General features: G+C 29.4%; 23 protein-coding genes. All 23 read left to right on the forward strand.

What is annotated here, in order from left to right; translation table 11 throughout:
* Position 1: 1 nt before the first annotated feature.
* The 23 genes from LPB88_RS15135 to LPB88_RS15245 all read left to right on the forward strand — a co-directional run bounded on the left by LPB88_RS15135 (position 2) and on the right by LPB88_RS15245 (position 22489).
* Positions 2 to 1201 (forward strand): ABC transporter ATP-binding protein, encoded by a 1200-nt coding sequence (locus LPB88_RS15135; protein ID WP_230716499.1) that lies wholly within the window; start codon positions 2 to 4, stop codon positions 1199 to 1201.
* Positions 1194 to 2267, forward strand: a complete 1074-nt coding sequence (locus tag LPB88_RS15140) for a DegT/DnrJ/EryC1/StrS aminotransferase family protein (RefSeq protein ID WP_230716500.1) — start codon at positions 1194 to 1196, stop codon at positions 2265 to 2267. Before LPB88_RS15135 ends, LPB88_RS15140 begins: the two co-directional genes overlap by 8 nt.
* Positions 2267 to 2965, forward strand: coding sequence for a WbqC family protein (locus tag LPB88_RS15145; RefSeq protein ID WP_230716501.1), 699 nt, complete (start codon positions 2267 to 2269; stop codon positions 2963 to 2965). Before LPB88_RS15140 ends, LPB88_RS15145 begins: the two co-directional genes overlap by 1 nt.
* Entirely contained in the window at positions 2962 to 3594 is a 633-nt protein-coding gene (locus LPB88_RS15150; protein WP_230716502.1) for a class I SAM-dependent methyltransferase, read from the forward strand. The genes LPB88_RS15145 and LPB88_RS15150 overlap by 4 nt, the downstream gene beginning before the upstream one ends.
* 4 nt (positions 3595 to 3598) lie before the next feature.
* The gene (locus LPB88_RS15155) at positions 3599 to 4252 is read left to right on the forward strand and encodes an acetyltransferase (RefSeq protein WP_230716503.1); all 654 of its coding nucleotides are present in this window, start codon (positions 3599 to 3601) and stop codon (positions 4250 to 4252) included.
* A gap of 6 nt (positions 4253 to 4258) precedes the next feature.
* The gene (locus LPB88_RS15160; protein ID WP_230716504.1) at positions 4259 to 5185 is read left to right on the forward strand and encodes a hypothetical protein; all 927 of its coding nucleotides are present in this window, start codon (positions 4259 to 4261) and stop codon (positions 5183 to 5185) included.
* The gene (locus LPB88_RS15165; protein ID WP_230716505.1) at positions 5169 to 6104 is read left to right on the forward strand and encodes a glycosyltransferase; all 936 of its coding nucleotides are present in this window, start codon (positions 5169 to 5171) and stop codon (positions 6102 to 6104) included. Before LPB88_RS15160 ends, LPB88_RS15165 begins: the two co-directional genes overlap by 17 nt.
* A complete protein-coding gene (locus LPB88_RS15170; RefSeq protein ID WP_230716506.1) occupies positions 6094 to 7023 on the forward strand; it encodes a glycosyltransferase in 930 nt (309 codons plus the stop codon). Before LPB88_RS15165 ends, LPB88_RS15170 begins: the two co-directional genes overlap by 11 nt.
* A complete protein-coding gene (locus LPB88_RS15175) occupies positions 7023 to 7895 on the forward strand; it encodes a glycosyltransferase family 2 protein (protein ID WP_230716507.1) in 873 nt (290 codons plus the stop codon). The genes LPB88_RS15170 and LPB88_RS15175 overlap by 1 nt, the downstream gene beginning before the upstream one ends.
* Before the next feature lie 50 nt (positions 7896 to 7945).
* Complete coding sequence (locus LPB88_RS15180) at positions 7946 to 9034, forward strand: glycoside hydrolase family 99-like domain-containing protein (RefSeq protein WP_230716508.1); 1089 nt, start codon at positions 7946 to 7948, stop codon at positions 9032 to 9034.
* Positions 9035 to 9099: 65 nt separating this feature from the next.
* Complete coding sequence (locus LPB88_RS15185) at positions 9100 to 9978, forward strand: glycosyltransferase (RefSeq protein WP_230716509.1); 879 nt, start codon at positions 9100 to 9102, stop codon at positions 9976 to 9978.
* A gap of 82 nt (positions 9979 to 10060) precedes the next feature.
* Positions 10061 to 10984, forward strand: coding sequence for a glycosyltransferase family 2 protein (locus tag LPB88_RS15190; protein WP_230716510.1), 924 nt, complete (start codon positions 10061 to 10063; stop codon positions 10982 to 10984).
* A 4-nt stretch (positions 10985 to 10988) separates the two neighbouring features.
* Complete coding sequence (locus tag LPB88_RS15195) at positions 10989 to 11834, forward strand: glycosyltransferase family A protein (RefSeq protein WP_230716511.1); 846 nt, start codon at positions 10989 to 10991, stop codon at positions 11832 to 11834.
* A gap of 21 nt (positions 11835 to 11855) precedes the next feature.
* Entirely contained in the window at positions 11856 to 12722 is an 867-nt protein-coding gene (locus LPB88_RS15200; protein ID WP_230716512.1) for a glycosyltransferase family A protein, read from the forward strand.
* Between the two features lie 46 nt (positions 12723 to 12768).
* Positions 12769 to 13680: an alpha-1,2-fucosyltransferase gene (locus LPB88_RS15205; protein WP_230716513.1), complete on the forward strand. Its 912-nt coding sequence runs from the start codon at positions 12769 to 12771 to the stop codon at positions 13678 to 13680.
* Entirely contained in the window at positions 13677 to 14834 is a 1158-nt protein-coding gene (locus tag LPB88_RS15210; protein ID WP_230716514.1) for a glycosyltransferase, read from the forward strand. The genes LPB88_RS15205 and LPB88_RS15210 overlap by 4 nt, the downstream gene beginning before the upstream one ends.
* 18 nt (positions 14835 to 14852) lie before the next feature.
* Positions 14853 to 15869: a glycosyltransferase gene (locus tag LPB88_RS15215; protein WP_230716515.1), complete on the forward strand. Its 1017-nt coding sequence runs from the start codon at positions 14853 to 14855 to the stop codon at positions 15867 to 15869.
* A 28-nt stretch (positions 15870 to 15897) separates the two neighbouring features.
* Positions 15898 to 16560: a cytidylyltransferase domain-containing protein gene (locus tag LPB88_RS15220; protein WP_230716516.1), complete on the forward strand. Its 663-nt coding sequence runs from the start codon at positions 15898 to 15900 to the stop codon at positions 16558 to 16560.
* Between the two features lie 18 nt (positions 16561 to 16578).
* A complete protein-coding gene (neuB, locus tag LPB88_RS15225; protein WP_230716517.1) occupies positions 16579 to 17619 on the forward strand; it encodes an N-acetylneuraminate synthase in 1041 nt (346 codons plus the stop codon).
* Positions 17612 to 18745 (forward strand): UDP-N-acetylglucosamine 2-epimerase, encoded by a 1134-nt coding sequence (neuC, locus tag LPB88_RS15230; RefSeq protein WP_230716518.1) that lies wholly within the window; start codon positions 17612 to 17614, stop codon positions 18743 to 18745. Before neuB ends, neuC begins: the two co-directional genes overlap by 8 nt.
* A 33-nt stretch (positions 18746 to 18778) precedes the next feature.
* The gene (locus LPB88_RS15235; protein WP_230716519.1) at positions 18779 to 20212 is read left to right on the forward strand and encodes an MBOAT family protein; all 1434 of its coding nucleotides are present in this window, start codon (positions 18779 to 18781) and stop codon (positions 20210 to 20212) included.
* A complete protein-coding gene (locus LPB88_RS15240; RefSeq protein WP_230716520.1) occupies positions 20212 to 21093 on the forward strand; it encodes a hypothetical protein in 882 nt (293 codons plus the stop codon). The genes LPB88_RS15235 and LPB88_RS15240 overlap by 1 nt, the downstream gene beginning before the upstream one ends.
* Positions 21094 to 21229: 136 nt before the next feature.
* Positions 21230 to 22489: a CDP-glycerol glycerophosphotransferase family protein gene (locus LPB88_RS15245; protein ID WP_230716521.1), complete on the forward strand. Its 1260-nt coding sequence runs from the start codon at positions 21230 to 21232 to the stop codon at positions 22487 to 22489.
* Positions 22490 to 22498 lie beyond the last annotated feature (9 nt).

The following is a 22498-nucleotide window of genomic DNA, read 5'->3' on the forward strand; positions in this document are numbered from 1 at the left end:
TATGAGTGAAAAGGAAGTGTTGATAAAAGTAGAGCATCTGTCAAAGAAATTTTGCAAAGATTTAAAAACTAGTTTGTGGTATGGTGTAAAAGATTTGTTCAATAATGTATTGGGAAATAAGAATGAAAATTCATTACGTTATAATGAATTTTGGGCTGTAAAAGATATAAATTTTGAATTAAGACGTGGTGAGTGTCTTGGATTAATAGGACATAATGGTGCAGGAAAATCGACTTTACTAAAGATTTTAAACGGACTTATAAATCCTGATGAAGGAAAAGTAACCATTAAAGGTCGAGTAGGAGCCTTAATTGAACTCGGTGCAGGTTTCAATCCAATTTTGACAGGAAGAGAGAATATTTATAATAATGGTGCAATATTAGGACTTTCAAAAATTGAAATTGAAACAAAATTAGATGAAATTATAGATTTTGCAGAGATTCGAGAATTTATAGATATGCCTGTGCAAAATTATAGCAGCGGAATGCAAGTTCGGTTAGGATTTGCAGTTGCAGCCCAAATGAAACCAGATGTATTAATAATTGATGAGGTTTTGGCCGTTGGTGATTTAGGGTTTATTTTGAAATGTTTTAAGCAAATAGATCAGTTGCTACCACATACTGCTGTGGTTTTTGTCTCTCATTCAATGCCAATGGTAGCAAGGGTTTCAAATCAAATTTTATTGATGGAGAAAGGTATTGCTGTTTTTCAAGGAAAAGAGGTTAGTAAAGGTATAAATTCTTATTACAATCGATTTAACTCTAATGAAAAGAGTATAATGTTTGATGACGGAACAGTTAGTCTGATAAAGTATTCAACAAATAAGAATAATACGACTTTACAAAGAGGAGATGATTTGACAATTGAATTGGAAATGGAATTTAAAGAAGAGAGTTTTAATATTCCCTTAATTTATATAGAGTTTAGGGATAAGGAACAGCGTTCAATAGCAGGTATCTTTAATGAAAAAATGAGTTGTGAATTAGCAAATGATAAATTGGTCGTAGAAATAAAAATACCTAAGGTTTTATTTGCTCAAGGAATTTATACCTATGATTTATCAGTAAATCATTTTGAAAACAAATCTCCTATATTGCGAATAAATAATGTCGATATTTTTCAAATTGAAAGTGAAACCGAAATGTGGGTTCCATTTCATTTAGAAGCTGATTGGCAAATTACTGGGAAAGCTAATGATTAACGTAACCAAAGTTTTTTTACCACCCATCAAGGAATATCATAAGCAACTACAACGTGCTTGGGACAATCAATGGCTGACCAATCGTGGGGAGTTGGTTTTGGAACTGGAAGAAAAACTAAAACGCCATTTAGAAGTTTCAAATATTATTGTCACTAATAATGGAACAGTACCACTTCAAATAGCTCTAAAGATATTAGGTAAAGGGGGTGAAGTTATTACTACACCTTTTTCTTATGTAGCCACTTCAGCAGCAATAGTATGGGAGAATTGTAAACCAATTTTTGTAGATATTCATCCAGAATATTTAACAATTGACGAAACTAAAATTGAGAAAGCTATTACAAGTAAAACAACTGCTATTTTAGCCACTCATGTTTTTGGTAATCCTTGTAACGTTAATGCAATCGAGTTGATTGCAAAAAAGCATGATTTAAAAGTGATTTATGATGCCGCACATTGTTTTGGTGTAAAATACAATGATAAATCTATTTTTGATTACGGTGACATAAGTACCTGCAGTTTTCACGCAACAAAATTATTTCATACGGGGGAAGGTGGGGCAATATTTTCTAAGGATATTAATCTGCAGCATAAATTGTTTTATAGTCATAATTTTGGACACAATGGAGCTTTAGCATTTCATGGAGTAGGGATTAACGGAAAAATTTCTGAACTACAGGCCGCAATGGGATTAAGTGTGCTACCTTATATGGATGAGATACTTTTTGAAAGAAAAAAAATAATAGATTATTATGGCACAAATTTAGATTTGTTACAGATTCAGGTTTTAAAAATAAGAGAAAATACTCTTTGGAACTATAGTTATTATCCAATTGTATGTCGAACTGAGGAGCAACTTTTAAGAGTTGAAAAAAAACTAAATGAAAATAAAATTTTTCCAAGACGTTATTTTTATCCTTCTTTAAATACGATTGAATACACAAAAGGAGCAATGATGCCGATTTCTGAAAGTATCTCAGCAAGAATATTATGTCTGCCTTTGTATGTAGGAATATCTTCTCAACAATTGAAAACAATAGTTTCTATAATAAATGAAAATTTGTAATGAAAGTAGCCATAATGCAACCCTATTTTTTGCCTTACATTGGTTATTTCCAATTGATAAGTGCTGTAGATACTTTCGTAATTTATGATGATGTTAATTTTATTAAAAGGGGATGGATAAATAGAAATAATATTTTGGTTAATGAAAAGCAATTTTTGTTTAGTATTGATTTAAAAGGTGCTAGTCAAAATAAGTTGATTAATCAAATTGAAATTGTTGCAAATCCAAACTGGAAAAAAGATTTATTGAAAACTTTAAGATTAGCATATGTAAGAGCTCCTTTTTTTGAAAAAGTTTTCCCTGTTCTTCAAGATATAATAATGCAAGAAGAGATAAATCTATCCAAATTAATAATTTATTCTTTGTCTAAAATTTGTGATTTTTTATCGATAAAAACGGATGTGATTATTTCTTCTGAAATAGCGAAGGACAGTAATTTAAAAGGTCAGGATAAAATTATTGAGATCTGTAAAAAACTTAATGCAACGACTTACATTAATGCTATAGGAGGTTTGGCATTATATGATAAAGAATTATTTTTAAAGCATGATATTTCATTAAATTTCATTAAATCAAATCCAGTTAATTATTCTCAATTTAAAGGAAACTTTATACCTTATTTATCAATAATTGATATTATGATGTTTAATTCACCAGAAAGAATAAAAGATTTTTTAAATCAATATGAACTGATATGAAAGAATATAATAAAATAATAGAACATTATGAAAGCTGTTTGGACAAGTATGGTGATAATCATTTAGGGGTTGATTGGCCAAAGCTGGAAGATGTTGATACTCGTTATAAAATAATGTTAGATATTATATTATTAAGTGAAGCAAGCGATCATAATGTGTCTTTATTAGATTTTGGTTGTGGAACAGGTCATCTTTTAGATTTTATTCAAAGAAATAATATTAAAAATATAATTTATTCAGGTTTAGATATTTCTCAAAAATTTGTTGACGTTGCAAAAAAAAAATATACTGATAATTCTTTTTACTGTATTGATATATTGGATTCTAAAGATAGTATTGGCACCTTTGACTATGTCGTAATGAACGGTGTTTTTACTGAAAAAAGGGAGTTGTCTTATGATGAAATGTGGAATTATTTTACAAAAATGATTACGGTTATTTATGAAAAATGTAATAATGGTTTTGCTTTTAATGTAATGTCTAAGAATGTAGATTGGGAGCGAGAAGATTTATTTCATGTTTCACATGATACACTAAGTGATTTTTTATGTAAAAATCTTACAAGAAATTATATTATTAGAAATGATTATGGATTGTATGAGTATACAGTCTATGTTTTTAAAAAATGAAAATATGGCAAAAATTATAATTTTTGGAATTCAGGATTTTGCTGAGTTAGCACATTATTATCTAGAAAATGATTCAGAACACGAAGTTGTTGCTTTTAGTGTCAATAAAGATTATTTGCCAGAGAATAATTTTTTTCATGATTTACCTATTATACCATTTGAAAATATTGAAAAAATATACTCTCCAATAGATTATAAATTTTTTGCTCCAATGGCTCCGCAAAAAATGAATAAACTTAGAGAAAATATTTACAATAATATTAAAGCAAAAGGATACGAATTGATTAGTTATGTGAGTAGTAAGGCAACTTTATTTAATAATTTGATAGGAGATAATTGCTTTATTTTGGAAAACAATACAATTCAGCCTTTTACATCAATTGGGAATAATGTTATTTTATGGAGTGGTAACCATATTGGGCATCATAGTATTATAAAAGATCATGTTATGTTTACATCACATGTTGTACTTTCGGGGCATTGTGTAGTTGAAAGTTATTGTACCTTTGGAGTAAATTCGACAATAAGAGACGGGGTAAAAATTGGAGAAGGAACTTTTGTAGCAATGTCAGCAAGCATTATCAAGAATACAGAATCATGGGGTTTATATAAAGGAAATCCGGCAGTTAAATCTGAAATATCGACTAAAAAACTATAAAAAATTATGTGGATCAAGAAGGGATTAATCTACAATGTTGATGGTGCTTATGAGTGGAATAAAAGTCATGCTCAAGTTCCTGTTGTTGATATGCTTTCTGATAGAATTAGAATTTATTACGCAACAAGAAATAATTCGGGAAAAAGTAATGTTTCATATATTGAAGTTGATAAAAAAGATCCTAAAATAGTTCTATTTGAGAATAACAAACCTTTGTTTAATTTTGGAAACCTTGGAACATTTGATGATTCTGGAATAATGCCTTCATCTATTATTAATGTTGGCGACAAAAAATATCTGTATTATATAGGTTGGACAACAAGACAAACAGTTCCTTTTCAAAATGCTATCGGACTTGCAATAAGTCAAGATGGAGGGAAAACATTTAAAAAAACATCTGAAGGACCTATAATTTCTGTCAATAATATTGAGCCATATTTTTCTGGGACCTCTTTTGTTATGATTGATGAAGGAGTGTTTAAAATGTGGTACCTGTCATGCATAAGGTGGGAAATTTTTGATGATAAACCAGAACCAATATACAATATAAAATATGCTGAATCTTTAGATGGCATCAATTGGAAGCAAACAGGTAAAGTTGCAATTGAATTGGATGAAGATGAAGGTGGTTTGGTTAGTGCTTCAGTTGTTAAAGAAAATAATCTTTACAAGATGTGGTTTGGAAAAAGAAAAAAAAGTGACTACAGGACTAATTTACAAAATTCTTATCGAATTGGATATGCCGAATCTTCTGACGGAATCAATTGGGAGCGTAAAGACAGTCTCGCAGCTATTGATATTTCAAAAGATAATGATTGGGATTCTGAAATGATTTCTTATCCATACGTTTTTAAAAATAATAATGATTTTTTGATGTTATATAATGGTAATGGATTTGGTAAAACAGGTTTTGGATATGCACTCTGGAAATAAAAGTACTCCTTTTGTAGCAATATGGATGGTTACTTACAATCATGAAAAATTCATTGAAGAAGCAGTAGAGTCCGTAATGGCACAAAAAACTGATTTTGAATATAAATTATTTATAGGAGAAGATTGCTCAATAGATAATACACGTGCAATTTGTCTAAAATTAAAATCAAAATATCAAAATAAAATTGAACTGTTCCTAAATAAAAATAATATAGGAGCAAACTTAAATGCCTACAACGTTTTTAACTCATGTTTTGAAAGTGAAGCCAAATATATTGCTTTACTAGAAGCAGACGACTATTGGACAGATCCATTGAAACTCCAAAAACAAGTTGATTTTTTAGAGAATAATGCAAATTATTCAATTTGTTGGACTAAGTATTTCGTTAAGCAAGAATCACAGATGTTATCGTCTTTAGAAAGACCAGAGTGGGCTGATCAAGTAGGTGTAGATGGAGGTTTTAAGATAGATTTAGATACTGTTTTTACACCTTATTGTACTTATACTTTAACAACATTATTTAGAAAAGAGGCTCTTGATTTGGATTTATTGAAAAAATTAAGATATCATAAAGATAATTCTCTTTATACACTTTGCCTGAGCAAAGGCGATGGTCTTTTACTTGATTTTTATTCTGGTGTATACAGATTGCATGATGGAGGAATTTACTCAAGTACTTCAGCTTTTAAACAAAAACACTATAGTTATTTAAATTTAAAAGAAATCGTATCTGAAATTCCAAATTGTAATAATGGTAACATGCGCAGTGTTAGAGATTATTTGCTTAAAGAATCAATACAACTTCATCCTGATCGATTTTCTCTTAGCTATTTAAATTTAATAAAAGACGGAATTAACTTTTTTGGGATTAGAGAATGTTCATCGTTAATTTTTAATAATTTCAAAAATGAAGGATAATTATTTGGTCAGTATCATTATGCCAGCTTTTAATGCTGGTAGTTATATTGAGACGAGTATAAAAAGTGTTTTGGAGCAAACGTACCAAAATTGGGAATTAATAATTATTGATGACGGATCTTTGGACGATACTGGTATAATTTGTAAAGGATATGCTGCTAAAGATAAAAGAATTATCTATATCTATCAAGACAATGCAAAGCAAGCTATTGCCAGGAATAATGGAATAAAAAACGCAAGGGGTGAAATTTTAGCCTTTTTAGACTCAGATGATCTATGGCTGTCAAATAAATTAGAATTGAGTTTATTACATTTTGATTTAGAAAATTTTGATTTAATTTTTACCGACGCATATTTTTCAAATAAAGATCAATTAGATATTTTTGATCCAAAGATGGAGAAAATGGGAATTCCAAAGAAAACATATTTTGGTAATACCGGTATAGCTAATTTTATTGAAGTAAATCAAATTCCAATTTTAACAGTCTTAGTAAAAAAGGCTGCTGTTGAACAGATTAATTTTTTTGATGAGAATTGTGTTCCTGCTGAAGATTATGATTTATGGTTAAGGTTGCTGAAAAATAAGTATAGATTCAGATCACTCGATCTGCCTTTATCAGTTTATCGGGTTCATTCTGCATCATCTTCATCTTCGGATAGATTTGTCACAGATATGGTTTTAAAATCTATTATGAAGAATTTTAATGCTGATGACATTCAGGAAATGAATGCTATGCCTTTTGTAAAAAACTGGATTCTAAGATGGATTAAATTGTATTTGACAAAATCAAACTGTAGCCAATTAAAAATCCTCTTAGATCATTTTGAATATAAAAAGATGACTGTCAAATTATCTTTTTTGCTAGGCAATTTTATCAGTTTTACGAGTTTTAAATATTTAATTTCAAAAACAATTTAATGAGTTCCAGCGTATCTATTATAATTCCAAGCTATAACCGGGCAGAATATTTAAATGATGCTTTGCAGTCTGTTTTAGATCAAACTCATACAAACTGGGAATGCATTATCGTGGATGATGGAAGTTCAGATAATACTAAAGAATTGGTAGAAAAATGGATTGTTAAAGATGGCCGATTTAAGTATGTTTATAAGAAAAATGGAGGAGCAAGTTCAGCAAGAAATGCTGGATTACATTTAGCAAAAGGAGAGTTTATACAGTTTCTTGACTCAGACGATTTTATGAGTAAGTTTAAAATAGAAAAGCAGCTTACTTATTTTAATGAAATGATTGATATTGTAATATGTGATTTCTTTCCTTTTGATCAACAAACCGGGAGTTTTTTATCATCAAGATATAGGAATCCTTTTCCAGATGTATCCAATTATATTAGAGATATTATCATTAATTGGGAAATAGATTTATCAATACCTTGTCACTGTGTATTGTTCAAAAGTAAATTATTACATCAAAATCGATTTATAGACTTTGATGAATCCCTTGTAAATCACGAAGATTGGGTATTTTGGGTACAATTGTTTTATTATTCTTCAGGAATCTATAATTTGCAGGAGTCACTAGTAAGTTATCGTATTCATAATAAATCACTTTGTGCTGATAACGAAAAAATGAAAGAGTATTTTTTGCAAGCGAACAAAAATATACAATCGTTTTTTGAAAATATAGGAGATAAAGAAGCGCTGCAATTTTGTTCTGATAAATTGAAGATTTTGAAGCCCAAAAAAGAGTTTAACTTAAAAAAAACAATCAAATTATTCATTCCACCTATACTTTTAATTATTAAAAAAAGACTTGTGAAAAATCTAAAATAGCTATTATATTACGATTTTTATAATACAAGAGTAATAACAAACTAAAAAAAATGGATAATATAAAACCAATTGCAATTTACTTACCTCAATTTCATCCCATTCGTGAAAATGATACTTGGTGGGGTAAAGGTTTTACTGAATGGACTAATGTGACAAAAGCACAACCTCGATTTGAAGGTCATTATCAACCACATTTACCTGCCGACTTAGGTTTTTACGATCTAAGACTTGAGGAGGCGAGATTAGCTCAAGAGCAAATGGCAAAAGATTATGGCATCCAAGGGTTTTGTTATTACCATTATTGGTTTAATGGTAAGAAATTATTACAAGAACCGTTAGATAGAAAACTTAAAAACCCTAAAGAGAATTTATCTTTTATGATGTGTTGGGCTAATGAAAATTGGACAAGAGCATGGGATGGTTTAGATAAAGAAGTTTTATTAAAACAAGAATATGCTTTTGAAGATGATTTAGTTCATATAAATCACCTTATTAATTATTTTAAAGACGATCGATATATTAAGGTAAATGGAAAACCGGTTTTTATTATTTATAGGCCAAGTCTTTTTCCAGATATAGAAAAAACAATTGCAATATGGAGAAAAGCAGTTAAAGACGCAGGTTTTCCAGATTTATACATTGGATTTGCGCATAAAGATGAGAATCAATTTAAGCCGGCAAGCAAGGGGTTTGATTTTGCTTTTGAGTTTCATCCTAATTCGAATTGCCCAGCCAGGACGCCGTTTCCGAGAACTTTTTTTCAGAAAGCAATAAGAAAGATTAGAAAAAAAATGAGAATTAAAGTAAAGGATTTGAATTATTTTATTGATTATTCGAATTATGTAAGTAAACAAATGAGAACAGCCTATAAAGAAGATGTTTATCCCGGAATAACCCCAATGTGGGATAATTCTGCAAGGCGACACAACAATAGTATTATAATACATGATTCTACACCAGAAAAATATAAAAACTGGTTAAGTCATATTAAACAAAATTATCCTTGGGAATTGGTTGAAGAAAATTTTTTATTTATTAACGCATGGAATGAATGGGCTGAAGGTAACCATTTAGAACCTTGTCAAAAATGGGGAACCGCTTATTTGGAAGCTACAAAGGAAGTGATAATAAAAACATAAGGTTTTTGAAAACATTATTCTTTTTATTAAAAGTTTAATTGTTTTAATTTAAGTTAATATGAATTATGAAAAATTATAATTTTCCTTTAGTCTCATTATGTATTCCTACTTATAATGGAGCTAAATTTATTGGTGAAGCTCTAGATGCTGCAATAAACCAAACTTACAATAATATCGAAATTATAATTTCAGATGATGATTCAAATGATGATACATTAACTATTATAAATGACAAGCTAAAGAATTCTAAAATATCATATTATATTTATAATCATAAACCAAATGGTATTGGTGCCAATTGGAATAATTGTATTAGATATGCGAGAGGAGAATATATAAAATTTCTTTTTCAAGATGATTTAATGCGCCCTGATTGTATTGAGAAAATGATAGAATTAGCCATAACAAATAATAATATAGGTTTGGTATATTGTAAGCGAACTATTTTACATGACGCTAATAATTTGGAGCATAAAGCATGGATTAATTATGGTGGAATACTTCATAAAAAATGGTTTGCGATAGATGTCGCGGCCGGCGTATTAGATGGTAAAAAATATCTTTCTGATTTATATTTAATGAATGATAATCCTTTAAATAAAATTGGTGAACCTACAGCAGTTTTATTAAAGAAAAGGTGCGTTGATAAAATTGGCCTTTTTGATGAACATTTAAAACAGACACTTGATATTGATTATTGGTATCGTTTAATGAAATATTATAAGATTGGGTTTATCGATGAGGAGTTAGTATCTTTTAGACTCCATTACGATCAAGCATCTTCGGTAAATAAAAGAAATCAAATTAACGAGGGAGAATTACTTAATAAAAAATTTTATAAAACTATTTCATGGTATTTTCATCCTAAAAAAAGATGGAAGTTTTTTAAACGCTATAGTTCGGTAGGAAATTTGGCAAGATATATTAAAAGAGTTTGTTCGTGAAATTATGAGATTTTTTATAATAGGTTTAAAGTCAGGATTTCAGTCGATTTTAAGTTAAAGTATATTTGTTATAGATTAAAAAATGAAAATAAGTGTAGTTATTGTTACTTTTAATGGTATGAAATGGATAGAAAATTGTATCAATTCTATTCTTGAAAGTATTGTATTGCCTGAGATTATAGTTGTTGATAATTGTAGTACGGATAGCACTTACAGCTTTTTAAGGGATAATTATTCGAAAAAAATTAAACTTATCGAGGCTGATGAAAATTTAGGATTTGGTCGTGCAAATAATCTGGGGATTTCATTAGCACTAGAATTAAATAGTGATTTTGTTTTTTTATTAAATCAGGATACTGTTATAGAAAAAAATACTATTGAAAAACTCTTAGAAGTATCAGGTAATAATCCGGATTTTGGAGTAATTAGTCCCATACATTCAGATGGAAAGGGTTCTTTATTGGATATGAGTTTTTTATATTATATAAATCGTAAGGGTAAGGATTTGATTTCTGATTCCATTTTAAATAAAGTGATGAAAGAAATTTATGAGGTTGAAATGATAAATGCAGCGGCTTGGTTCCTACCTAAAAAGACCCTTGAGATTGTTGGAGGTTTTGATCCTATGTTCTTTTTATATGGAGAAGATGATAATTACTGTCAAAGAGTACTTTACCATAATTTAAAAATTGGTGTCACACCTAAAACAGTTATAAAACACGATAGCGATAATAATAACACTGTTGACTTTGTTAAAGGTTCTGAAAAATATTATAATAAATTCCTGAATAGGATAAGGGTAAAATATGCGAATATTCAATCGGAGGATTATAAGGAAATTAGTAAGATAAAAAACTATTTTTTTAAAGAATCAATTATAAGTTTATTAAAATTTAATTTTACAGACTACCTAATTAACAAAACTAAATATAAACTTATAGACAAAAAAAGTATAGAGTTAAGTGTTTTGCAAAACAGAGAGTTAGGAAAGAACTATTTAACTTAAAAGTATGAAGTCAAATTCAAATTGTCAGGTATCTGTAATTATTCCTTGCTATAACGACCATAAATATATTCAAGAAGCAGTAAACTCAATTAATAATCAAACGCATAAAAATGTAGAGATTATTATTATTGATGATGGCTCAGATAGCACTACGCACAATGTTCTAAAAACTCTGGAGCAAGAAAATTTAACAATTATATATCAAGAGAATTCAGGTCCAAGCTCGGCAAGAAATACAGGAATAAAACAGGCGAAAGGAGATTATATTTTAACATTAGATGCTGACGATTTTTTTGATTCCGTTTTTATTTCAAAAGCATTAGATTATCTCACACTTAATAATAAGGTTGGATTAGTAAGCTGTTGGATTAAGACTTTTAATGATGAAGGAATTATGGAAATGTTTAAACCTGGTGGGGGAGATTTAGAAACATTAATTCTTGGTAATGGTGCATCTGGAAATTATTTATTTAGGAAAAAATGCTGGTTGGATGTAGGTGGTTACGATGAAAATATGAGAAAAGGTTATGAAGATTGGGAGTTTAATATTTCGGTAGTAAAGGCCGGATGGGAAATTAAAATAATAGAAGAATATTTATTTAATTATAGAAAAAAATCAAAATCAAGAAATTCTGAAGCAGACAAATTTCATAAATATGAACTGTGGAGATATATTTATAAAAAGCATAAAGATTTGTGGAATACGTATCATGAATTAATGATAGATAATGTTTTTTTACAAATGGAAGCTTTAGAAATGGGGTCGCAAAATCTTCGAAAAACAATTGATTATAAGTTAGGAAAAATGTTCTTAATGCCTTTTCGGTTTATTAAAAAGCGTTTATTATAATCTTAATATTAAATATATAAAGTGGAAAATATCAAATTAGTTTCAATTGTTATACCGTGTTATAATGATAAAGACTATATTCAAGAAAGTGTCAATTCAGCTTTAAATCAATCCTATGAACATATTGAAGTTATTATTATAGATGATGGATCTGATGAAGCTACAAAAAAGGTTTTAGCGAGTATTAATCATGAAAAAATAAAGCTAATTACTCAAGAAAATAAAGGTTTAAGTGCAGCTAGAAATGTTGGTATTGCAAATGCAAACGGCGAATATATTTTGACTTTAGATGCGGATGATTTTTTTGAAAATTCCTTTTTAGAAAAAGCAGTGCACATTCTAAACTCAGATCTTGAAGTTGGAGTTGTAGGTTGTTTTACAAATTATTTTGAGGATAATTATAAAATAGTACATAAAAACTACCCTAGTGGTGGTAATATTGATGATTTTTTGTTTAAAACTAATACAGCAGCAAACTCACTATTCCGAAAAAAGTGCTGGCTGGATGCAGGTGGTTATGACGAAAATATGAAAAAGGGATATGAAGATTGGGAATTTTGGATTTCAGTGACAAAGCATAATTGGAGAGTTCATACTATTGAAGAATTCTTATTCAATTATAGAAAAAAAGAAGGATCAATGCTTCAGACAATTACAAATTCGTACATTGAGGAAAACCATAGATATATATTGAATAAACATAAAGAACTATATATAAGAGATTTTGATAAAACAATAGAGTTTTTACAAAAGGCTACCTTGAAATATAAAGCAAATGAAATTAAAAGGTTGAAATCTATTGATTATAAGTTAGGCCATTTTTTTTTAAGTCCATTAAGGGTTTTAAAGAAATGTATATTTATTCTTTTAAACATAAAAAATAAATAATTTAATTATTCGTAAGGTGATAAAATTTAAAATGAATTTAGAATAAATGTTTGTATTTAATAGTTTGGGGAGGAAAGGAAACTTAGGAAATCAATTGTTTCAAATTTCATCTACTATCGGTTTAGCTATAAAACATAATAGAGAGTTTTCATTTCCAGAATGGCCATATTCAGAATATTTTGAATATAAATTGCCAAAGCAAGATAAAAATAAAAAGTTAATTCAGATTGTTGAAAACAGCTATCAATATCATGATTGGGAAATTGGTAATCAAGATTATGATATAAATGGTGCTTTGCAATCAGAGAAGTATTTTGATGTTGAAACGACTAAAAAGATATTTAAGTTTAATGATGATTTTTTAAAACCATTACTTGATAAGTATAAATATTTGTATATAAACAAACCTATCTTTATATCTGTAAGACGTGGTGACTTTGTAAATCACCCTAATTATTATCAATTATCAAATTCTTATTATTTTCTTGCTTTAACGAATAATTTTCCTGATTGGAAGGATCGAAATTTGATTTTTATGAGTGACAATATAAATTATTGTAAAAGTCATTTTAAATTTCTTAAAAATGCAATTTTTGTAGAAAATCTTTCAGCAATAGAACAACTAGCTTTAGGTTCTCAAGGTGAGGATTTTATAATTAGTAACTCTACATTTTCATGGTGGCTTGCTTGGCTTGGCGAAAAAGAGAACAGTAAAATTATAAGACCACTGAAAAACTTTAGAGGTAAATATGCAAGACTAAATAATGACAAAGATTTTTTCCCCGAAAGATGGCTTTTATTTGATTATAGAAAAAACAATAAAGAGCTTAAGAACTTTAAATTATTTATTCAAGATCTTTATGCACAATTGATAGATTTCTTATTCTTAACAACAAATAAAACTATTCATTTGATCAAGAAAATAATAGTAAAAATTAAAAAAACAATTTTCACATGAAAATCCTTTTAATTTCAATGCATTCTATACACTCTATTCGATGGATTGAAAATTTGAAAAATTCCGGACATCATTTATATTGGTTTGATATTTCAAATCGAGGAAAAATAGATACTCTTGAGACGGTTAACCAGATTAGCGACTGGAAAAAAAGAAAATTACCTTATATAAAAGGGGAGTATTGGTTGTCAAAAAAAATGCCAAATTTATACAGCTCAATTCGCTCTTTCATGGAGGTTACTGAAAATGAAGCTCTCGAAAAAGTTATTAAAGAAATAAAACCAGATGTTATACATAGTTTTGAAATGCAGGCTGTTACTTACCCAATAGTCAAGACTATGAATAAATATCCAGAAATAAAGTGGATATATTCGTGTTGGGGAAATGATTTGTTTTATTTTCAAAATATTCCATATCATAAAAATAGAATCAAAGAAGTTTTAAAGCGAGTTGATTATATGCATGCCGATTGTCAACGAGACTATCCAATTGCTTTTAAATTAGGTTTTAAAGGAACAACTTTAGAGGTAATTCCGACAGGTGGCGGATTTAAAATAAATGAACTCGAGGTTTATAAACTACCCAATAAGGATAGAAAAATAATTTTAGTCAAAGGCTATCAAAATATTTTTGGGAGAGCAATAAATATAATCAAAGCCTTAGAGAGATTAACAGGAAAAATTACCGAATATGATGTCGTTATTTTTGGAGCTCATGCTGTAGTTCAAAATTATGTTGCTGTTAATAATTTAAATTATACAGTATATGGACGTCATGATTTATCTCATCAGCAAACAATGGAATTGATAGGGAAATCGTTTTTGTATATCGGAAACAATATTTCAGATGGTATGCCAAATACATTGCTGGAAGCCATTATTATGGAAGCTTTTCCAATTCAATCTAATCCGGGAAACGCCTCTGCTGAAATTATTGAGCATGGCGTAAATGGGTTTTTAATTAATGATCCAGAAGATGTTGAATCTATTTCAAATTTAATTTTGGAAGCAATTGAAAAAGAGAAAATGAGAGAAGAAGGATGTCGGCTTAATAAAAAAATTGCCTTGGAGAAATTAGATTATAATGTAAATCAACAAAAGATAGTAGCTTTATATAAGAAAGTTGAAGCAGGGATAGAGAATAATACATTCTAATTTTAAAATGATTAAAAAATGCGAGTAGGTTTTAATCCAAATAAAGATAAGTCACAAGAGCGGAATGTTTTTTCTCATCATATAGTTATTCCTGTTTATATTCCAGATCAAGAAGGATATTTTAAAGACAGTTTTGAAATATTAAAGCTTTGTTTAACATCATTATTTCGAACTTGTCACAAAAAAACATATATTACGATTGTAAATAATGGAAGTAGTAAATTAGTTATAGAGTACTTGGATAATTTGTACAATGAGAAGAAAATACACGAACTTATTCATGTTACAAATATAGGTTACATAAATGCAATGCTGAAAGGAATAACAGGTCAAAATTTTGATCTGATAACTACAGCAGACGCCGATGTTCTTTTTTTAGAAGGATGGCAGGAAGAAACATATAATGTATTTGAAAATTTTTCCAGAGCAGGTGCGGTATGTCCAACACCTTCATCTAGAATGTTGCGAACTCATACAGCAAATTTGTACTGGAATTTTTTGTTTTCAAAAAGGATGCGGTTCAAAACAGTAATTAATCCAGATGCTTTAAGGAAGTTTGGGACAAGTATAGGTCATTATGATTTTTATAACGAGGTTCAATTAAGAAAACATTTAACGATATCTAATAATAATCAACTTGCAGTAGTTGGAGCTGGACATTTTGTTGTAACATATAGAGCAGATATTTTTAATGTTTTAAAAAGCCGACATACAGAATACGTTTTAGGAGGAGGAAGCGATGATTTGTTTGATATTCCAGTTATAGAGAAAGGATTTTGGAGATTATCTACAGCAGACAATTATACTTATCACATGGGGAATGTTGTGGAAGAATGGATGTACAATGAGGTTTCCAGATTAAGGCCATCTAAAGAAGAAAGTACTTTTCAATTAAGTTCCGTGCAAGCGGAATCTAAATTAGCCTATCTGATTAAAAATAAAATTTTCGGAAGATTTATTTTAAATAAAAAAATACTTAGAAAGTTCTTAATTCAAAAAGGGTTGACCCCAGATGAGGCTCGAATTTACTTGTGATAATCACTAATTAACAAACATAGTATTTATGTATAAAACCATAGCTATAATTCCTGTTCGGGGCGGATCAAAACGGCTTCCTGGTAAAAACATACAAATGTTAGGAGAGTTGCCTTTATTGGCCCACTCGATTTTGTATGCGCAACATAATGATACGATAATTGATGAGGTTTATGTTTCGACAGACAACGATGATATAAAAAAAATAGCCTTGCAGTTTGGTGCTAAAGTTATCGATCGGCCAGCCTCCATTTCTGGAGATTTAGAACCTACAGTTTCGGCTTTAAAACACGTATTGGAATGTATTGAGCCTAATGTTGAAAATATTATTTTATTACAGGCAACAAATCCATTGCGTCCAGAGGGTTTATTAAAAGAAGCTTTTGATTTCTATGAAAAAGAAAATTATGACAGTTTGTTTACGGTTTCACGAAATCATCAAAAGCTTGGTAAAATAAAAGCTCATAAGTTTATTCCATTTAACTATTCCATAGGACAAAGAAGTCAGGATTTAGAACCACTTTTTTTTGAAAATGGATTGTTATATATAACAAAAGCATCTCTAATTCTGAATGATATAATTATTTCAGAAAATGCTTTCCCATTCGAAGTAAATCATATTTTTGCACATGTTGATATTGATACGTTTGACGATTTTGATTATGCAGCGTATTTGTATCAAAAAAAATAAACCCCGAATACAATAAAAATGAATCAATATATAGAAATTGCCGGCCGTAAAATAGGACCAGATTTTCCACCGTTAGTTATTGCCGAAATTGGTATTAATCATGAAGGTTCTTTACAAGTAGCCAAAGAAATGGTTGATGCCGCACAAAGAGCAGGAGTTGAGGTAGTGAAACATCAAACACATATTGTAGAAGATGAAATGTCTGGAGCTGCAAAAAAAGTTATTCCTGGCAATGCTGATGTTTCGATTTATGAAATTATGGAGCGTTGTTCTTTAAATGAAGAAGAAGAACTTGAACTTAAAAATTATGTAGAAAGTAAAGGCATGATTTTTATTTCGACACCTTTTTCTCGCGCTGCTGCGGAACGATTAAATAAATTTGATATTCCGGCATATAAGATTGGTTCAGGCGAGTGTAATAACTATCCATTATTAGAACATATTGCTTCTTTTGGCAAACCTGTAATTTTGAGTACAGGTATGAATACTATTGAAAGCATTCAAAAAGCCGTTGCGATTTTTGACAAATATAATATTCCAGTTGCTTTACTACACACGACGAATTTATATCCAACTCCAATTCATCTGGTACGTTTTGGTGCGATGGTCGAACTGCATCAGGCTTTTCCAGATAAAGTTTTTGGGTTAAGTGACCACACACTAAATAATAATGCCTGTTTAGGAGCTGTTGCGCTTGGAGCAAGTATTTTAGAAAGACATTTTACAGATCACATGCAGCGAAGTGGCCCGGATATTGTTTGCAGCATGGACGAAAAGGCTTGCGGTGAATTGATTGTTGCAAGTGTTGAAATTGCATTAATGCGCGGCGGAACAAAGAAACCTGCTCTTGAAGAACAGGTTACTATTGATTTTGCTTTTGCGACAGTTTGCGCTATAAAACCAATTAAAAAAGGCGAGAAACTATCCAAAGAGAATATTTGGGTAAAAAGACCAGGTACAGGAAAAATTCTGGCAGAACATTTTAACGATTTAATTGGAAAAGAAGCGGTCAGAGATATTGAAAATGATGAGCAATTAGATTTTATTGATTTTGAGTAGTAATATAAAAAAAATCCTATTTCTTACAGGTACTCGTGCCGATTTTGGTAAAATAAAATCCTTGATTCAAACGCTTGAGCAAGATCAAGACTTTGAAGTTTTTGTTTTTGTTACCGGAATGCATTTACAAGAGCTTTATGGCTATACATTAATAGAAATAGAACGTTGTAATTTTAAGAATGTTTTTACATTTGAAAATCATACCCATGAAACTACAATGGATTTAACCTTGGCAAGAACCATTGAAGGGCTCTCAAATTATTGCAAAAATATAAACCCAGATATGATTGTTGTGCATGGTGACCGTGTTGAAACACTTGCGGGAGCTATTGTAGGATCATTAAATAATATTTTAGTTGCGCATATTGAAGGAGGTGAGGTTTCAGGAACCGTAGATGAGTTAATTCGACATAGTGTAACTAAACTAAGTCATATACATTTTGCATCGAATGAGCAAGCAGCAAAAAGACTACTTCAGATGGGCGAAATAAAAGAATCCGTTTTTACAATTGGCTCGCCTGATATTGACATTATGTTTTCTAACAATCTGCCCGATTTAGAAGATGCTAGGAAATATTATGGAATTTCCTTCGAAAATTATGCAATAGTGATGTTTCATCCAGTAACGACTGAATTTAATTCGATGAAGGAGTACGCAAGCACTTTTGTGAATTGCCTGTCAAAGGATAATAATAATTATGTAGTTATTTTTCCGAATAATGATTTAGGAAGTCAATTTATAATAGATGAATTTGATAAATTAAAAAATAATATAAGATTCAGAATTTTCCCATCTCTTCGATTTGAATATTTTTTAACGTTATTAAAAAATAGTCAATTTATAATTGGGAATAGTAGTGCGGGAATTCGTGAAGCTCCGTATTATGGAATTCCAATTATTAATATCGGGACTCGCCAGCAAAATAGAGCTGTTCATGCTGATATTATCAATGTTGACTATTCCGAAAAAGAAATAAGAGGAGCTCTTTCAATAATAAATTCACACAAGGTTCAGACTTCTCTAAATGATTTTGGTAAAGGGAATAGTAACGAATTATTTTTGCAGTCGCTTAAGAAAAACGATATTTGGCAACTTAATCACCAAAAACAATTTCGAGATATATAATTTTCTTTTTTATCAATACCACTTTAACTACTTATGTTCTTTAATTCCATAGCTTTTGCTATTTTTTTGCCAATCGTTTTTTTCTTGTATTGGTTTGTTTTTAATAAAACTAAAAACACACAAAATGCATTACTTATAGTTGCTAGTTATTATTTCTATTCTTGTTGGGATTGGAGATTTCTTTTTCTGTTGGTTTTTTCAACTTTTTTAGATTATTATACAGGAATTCAAATTGAAAAAAGTAAGTCAGAGAAAAGCCAAAAATTCTGGTTTTGGCTTAGTATTGTAGTCAATTTAGGTTTCTTAGGAATTTTTAAATATTATAACTTTTTTGCTTCGTCTTTCGCTGATTTATTAAATTCAGTTGGAGTAGAGGCAAGTCCTATTTTACTAAATGTAATTCTTCCGGTTGGAATTTCATTTTATACTTTTCACGGATTATCATATGTAATTGATATTTATTACAAACGAATAAAAGCGGAATATAATTTTGTAGATTATTCTTTATTTGTGAGTTATTTTCCACTATTAGTTGCAGGGCCAATAGAAAGAGCAACTCATTTATTGCCAGAAATAAAAGTAAAACGAGAATTTGATTTACAAAAAGCCAAAGAAGGTGTTTACCAAATCATTTGGGGATTGGTTAAAAAAGTAGTTATAGCAGATACTTGCGCTACTTATGCCAATGCCATTTTTGATAATTATACTTCAATGAATTCTTTCTCACTTATTTTAGGTGCAGTATATTTTGCTTTTCAAATTTATGGTGATTTTTCAGGATATTCAGATATTGCGTTAGGAGTTTCCAAGCTGTTTGGTCTAGATTTGCTACGAAATTTTAATTATCCTTATTTTTCAAGGGATATAGCAGAGTTTTGGCGTCGTTGGCACATTTCTCTCTCTTCATGGTTTCGAGATTACTTATATATCCCTTTAGGTGGAAGCAAAGGTGGAATCTGGATGAAAATCAGAAATACATTTATCATATTTGTAGTCAGCGGATTTTGGCATGGAGCAAATTGGACATACATTGTTTGGGGGTTCATAAATGCAGTTTATTTTTTGCCATTGCTTTTATCAAATAGCAACCGTAATAATATGGATACAATCAAGTTAAAATTTAATTTTGATTCAATTAAAGTAGGACTAAGTATTTTATATACTTTTTCATTGACATGTATCGCTTGGGTTTTCTTTAGAGCAAAAACAATTACTGATGCAGTTTTATATTTAAAACGTATTGCTACAAATAGAGATTTTAGTTTTCAATATTTAGACAATGAGCGTTATAGTTATGAATTACTCCTTTTAATAGGTCTTTTTGTTTTGGTTGAATGGAATAATAGAACAAGAGTAGAACCTCTTTCTGGTAAAAAGAATATGCTAAAAGTCGCTTTGGCAATTGCAGCAATTTTGGCTTTTGGAACCTTTTCAGATTATAAAGAATTTATATATTTTCAATTTTAATGAAACAGTTTTTAATTTACGCATTTAAGATTCTAGTCATTGTATTTTTGACAGCTGTTTTACTTGATGGACTTTACACTTACGCTTTTTTGCAATCTAAAAATAGAGGGAAAATCGAAAAAGTTTTTAATTCTAATGGTCAAAAATATGATGTAGTTATTTTAGGTTCATCTCGTGCTAATAATCATTTTGTTGCTCAAATGTTTGAAGACAAAGGTCTGAAAACGTTTAATTATGGAATGAGTGGCGGACATTTGTTTGAAGCTTCATTGATGTTAAAATTAATGGTTGAAAGAAAATATGAAATTAAAAATGTTATTCTTGAAGCTGATTTAAATTTGTCTAATGATAAAGAGTCTGAAGGAGTTTCTGCAAAATTTTTACCATATATTCATAATTCGATAGTAATAAGAGATCATTTCGCATCACAAAAAGATTTTAAAGAGCTTTATTATATTCCATTTTATAGATATATAAAATATGATGCTAAAATTGGTTTTAGAGAAGTTTATAAAGTATTAAAAAATGATAAAACAAATACTTTAGATAATTTGGGATATTATCCATTGCAAAAACATAAAAATGGTAATATGAAAAATAATATTGTTAATTTAAATCCGTTGCCACACAATAGATACTATGAAGAAATTAAAGGTATATGCAGAGCCAATCATATTAATTTTATTGCCGTAATGACACCAATGTGCGAAAATGTTATTGGTATGAATTATTTCAGAAAAGTTCAAAAAGCTTATCCTGAAATCCATAATTATGAAAATGTTGTTGTTGAAGATCAATATTTTTCTTCTTGCGGACATATGACCGATACTGGTTCAAGGATATTTACGGCTAGAATTTTGAATGATTTTTTTAGGGAATAAATTTTATATGGAGAAAAGTAAGATTTTATTGTTGTTTCCAGACGGCGTTGGCATTAGAAATTATTTATATTCTAATGTTTTTAAAAATATAAAGGAGGATTTAATCTTGTTTCATAATTTTGATTCGGAGACTATATTGGCTATTAAACAAAATACTCTCATTAATGATGAAGTTACAATTCCTGAGTATAAAGAATCTGTTAAGGAGAAGTTTTTACGAGAATTAATTTGTCTTTCCAGACTTTATTATAATCATAAAAAAATAAATAATCCAACTTTATTAACCAATTGGAATTGGAATCAGAAGTCATTTTCAAAAAAAGTCTTTTATAAGTTAATTGAAAAAAGCACTCCATTTTTTAGTTCTTATGATAGAATTTTAAAGTTAGAAAAAAGGTATCAAGATGCTCTTCGTCAGAATTCTTTTTATAAAGAAGTAAAAGAGATTTTACAGAAAACAAAGCCCAATGTTATTTTCTGTTCACATCAAAGGGCCTTAAATGCAGCTTCAATATTTGCTGCAGCAGCAGATTTAGATATTAAAACGTCAACAGTAATTTATTCTTGGGATAATTTGCCAAAAGCTCGTCTTGCTTTAAGAGCTGATAATTATTTGGTCTGGTCTGATTATATGAAAAAGGAATTAGAATTATATTATCCTGAAATTTCTTCAGATTCAATTCATGTTACCGGAACTCCTCAATTTGAATTTTATCAGGATAAAAGTAATATTATTGATAAGGAAACCTTTTATAAGAGATATAATTTAGATTTAAATAAAAAAATAATTTGCTTCTCAGGTGATGATACTAAAACATCTCCTGATGATCCAAGCTATCTAAAAGATATTGCTGAAGAATTTGTAAAAGGGAATTTACAGAATGATTATCAAATTTTACTCCGACGTTGTCCCGTAGATTTTTCTGGTAGATTTGATAATGTTGTAGAGGAGTATGGAGATTTAATCAAAGAAGCTTCTCCTTTGTGGTATTTTAGCAAATCAAAAGAGTGGAGTGCGGTTTATCCATCATTAGAAGATGTGAAGTTATTGGTAAGTACTGCTTTTTACTCGGATGTAGTTGTGAATGTGGGATCTACGATGGCGTTTGATTTTGGGATGTTTAATAAACCATGTGTGTTTATTAATTATGACCAAGTGAAGAAAAATGTTCAGAACTGGTCTGTAAAAACGATTTATCAATTTCAGCATTTTAAAAGTATGCCTAAGCAAGATGCGGTTATTTGGTTGAATAGTAAAGAAGAAATTATTGATAAAATAATTCATAAAAAACACTGGAATTCTACGCAAAGCTTAATGAAATGGTTTGATATTGTTGTTGAAAGAAAAGGCCTTAACGCATCACTTAATATCTCAAAGATATTGAGTCAGTTCTAAAAGAAAAAG

Source organism: Flavobacterium sp. JAS (genome assembly GCF_020991455.1).
GTDB lineage: Bacteria > Bacteroidota > Bacteroidia > Flavobacteriales > Flavobacteriaceae > Flavobacterium.

What these genes read in the sequence shown, in the direction of transcription:
- LPB88_RS15165 (WP_230716505.1), top strand. Translation starts at nt 5,169, where the DNA reads ATGCACTCTGGAAATAAAAGTACTCCTTTTGTAGCAATATGGATGGTT.
- LPB88_RS15220 (WP_230716516.1), top strand. Translation starts at nt 15,898, where the DNA reads ATGTATAAAACCATAGCTATAATTCCTGTTCGGGGCGGATCAAAACGG.
- neuB (WP_230716517.1), top strand. Translation starts at nt 16,579, where the DNA reads ATGAATCAATATATAGAAATTGCCGGCCGTAAAATAGGACCAGATTTT.
- LPB88_RS15190 (WP_230716510.1), top strand. Translation starts at nt 10,061, where the DNA reads ATGAAAATAAGTGTAGTTATTGTTACTTTTAATGGTATGAAATGGATA.
- LPB88_RS15140 (WP_230716500.1), top strand. Translation starts at nt 1,194, where the DNA reads ATGATTAACGTAACCAAAGTTTTTTTACCACCCATCAAGGAATATCAT.
- LPB88_RS15175 (WP_230716507.1), top strand. Translation starts at nt 7,023, where the DNA reads ATGAGTTCCAGCGTATCTATTATAATTCCAAGCTATAACCGGGCAGAA.
- LPB88_RS15205 (WP_230716513.1), top strand. Translation starts at nt 12,769, where the DNA reads ATGTTTGTATTTAATAGTTTGGGGAGGAAAGGAAACTTAGGAAATCAA.
- LPB88_RS15160 (WP_230716504.1), top strand. Translation starts at nt 4,259, where the DNA reads ATGTGGATCAAGAAGGGATTAATCTACAATGTTGATGGTGCTTATGAG.
- LPB88_RS15195 (WP_230716511.1), top strand. Translation starts at nt 10,989, where the DNA reads ATGAAGTCAAATTCAAATTGTCAGGTATCTGTAATTATTCCTTGCTAT.
- LPB88_RS15170 (WP_230716506.1), top strand. Translation starts at nt 6,094, where the DNA reads ATGAAGGATAATTATTTGGTCAGTATCATTATGCCAGCTTTTAATGCT.
- LPB88_RS15135 (WP_230716499.1), top strand. Translation starts at nt 2, where the DNA reads ATGAGTGAAAAGGAAGTGTTGATAAAAGTAGAGCATCTGTCAAAGAAA.
- LPB88_RS15150 (WP_230716502.1), top strand. Translation starts at nt 2,962, where the DNA reads ATGAAAGAATATAATAAAATAATAGAACATTATGAAAGCTGTTTGGAC.
- LPB88_RS15180 (WP_230716508.1), top strand. Translation starts at nt 7,946, where the DNA reads ATGGATAATATAAAACCAATTGCAATTTACTTACCTCAATTTCATCCC.
- LPB88_RS15240 (WP_230716520.1), top strand. Translation starts at nt 20,212, where the DNA reads ATGAAACAGTTTTTAATTTACGCATTTAAGATTCTAGTCATTGTATTT.
- LPB88_RS15210 (WP_230716514.1), top strand. Translation starts at nt 13,677, where the DNA reads ATGAAAATCCTTTTAATTTCAATGCATTCTATACACTCTATTCGATGG.
- LPB88_RS15235 (WP_230716519.1), top strand. Translation starts at nt 18,779, where the DNA reads ATGTTCTTTAATTCCATAGCTTTTGCTATTTTTTTGCCAATCGTTTTT.
- LPB88_RS15215 (WP_230716515.1), top strand. Translation starts at nt 14,853, where the DNA reads ATGCGAGTAGGTTTTAATCCAAATAAAGATAAGTCACAAGAGCGGAAT.
- LPB88_RS15185 (WP_230716509.1), top strand. Translation starts at nt 9,100, where the DNA reads ATGAAAAATTATAATTTTCCTTTAGTCTCATTATGTATTCCTACTTAT.
- LPB88_RS15155 (WP_230716503.1), top strand. Translation starts at nt 3,599, where the DNA reads ATGGCAAAAATTATAATTTTTGGAATTCAGGATTTTGCTGAGTTAGCA.
- LPB88_RS15145 (WP_230716501.1), top strand. Translation starts at nt 2,267, where the DNA reads ATGAAAGTAGCCATAATGCAACCCTATTTTTTGCCTTACATTGGTTAT.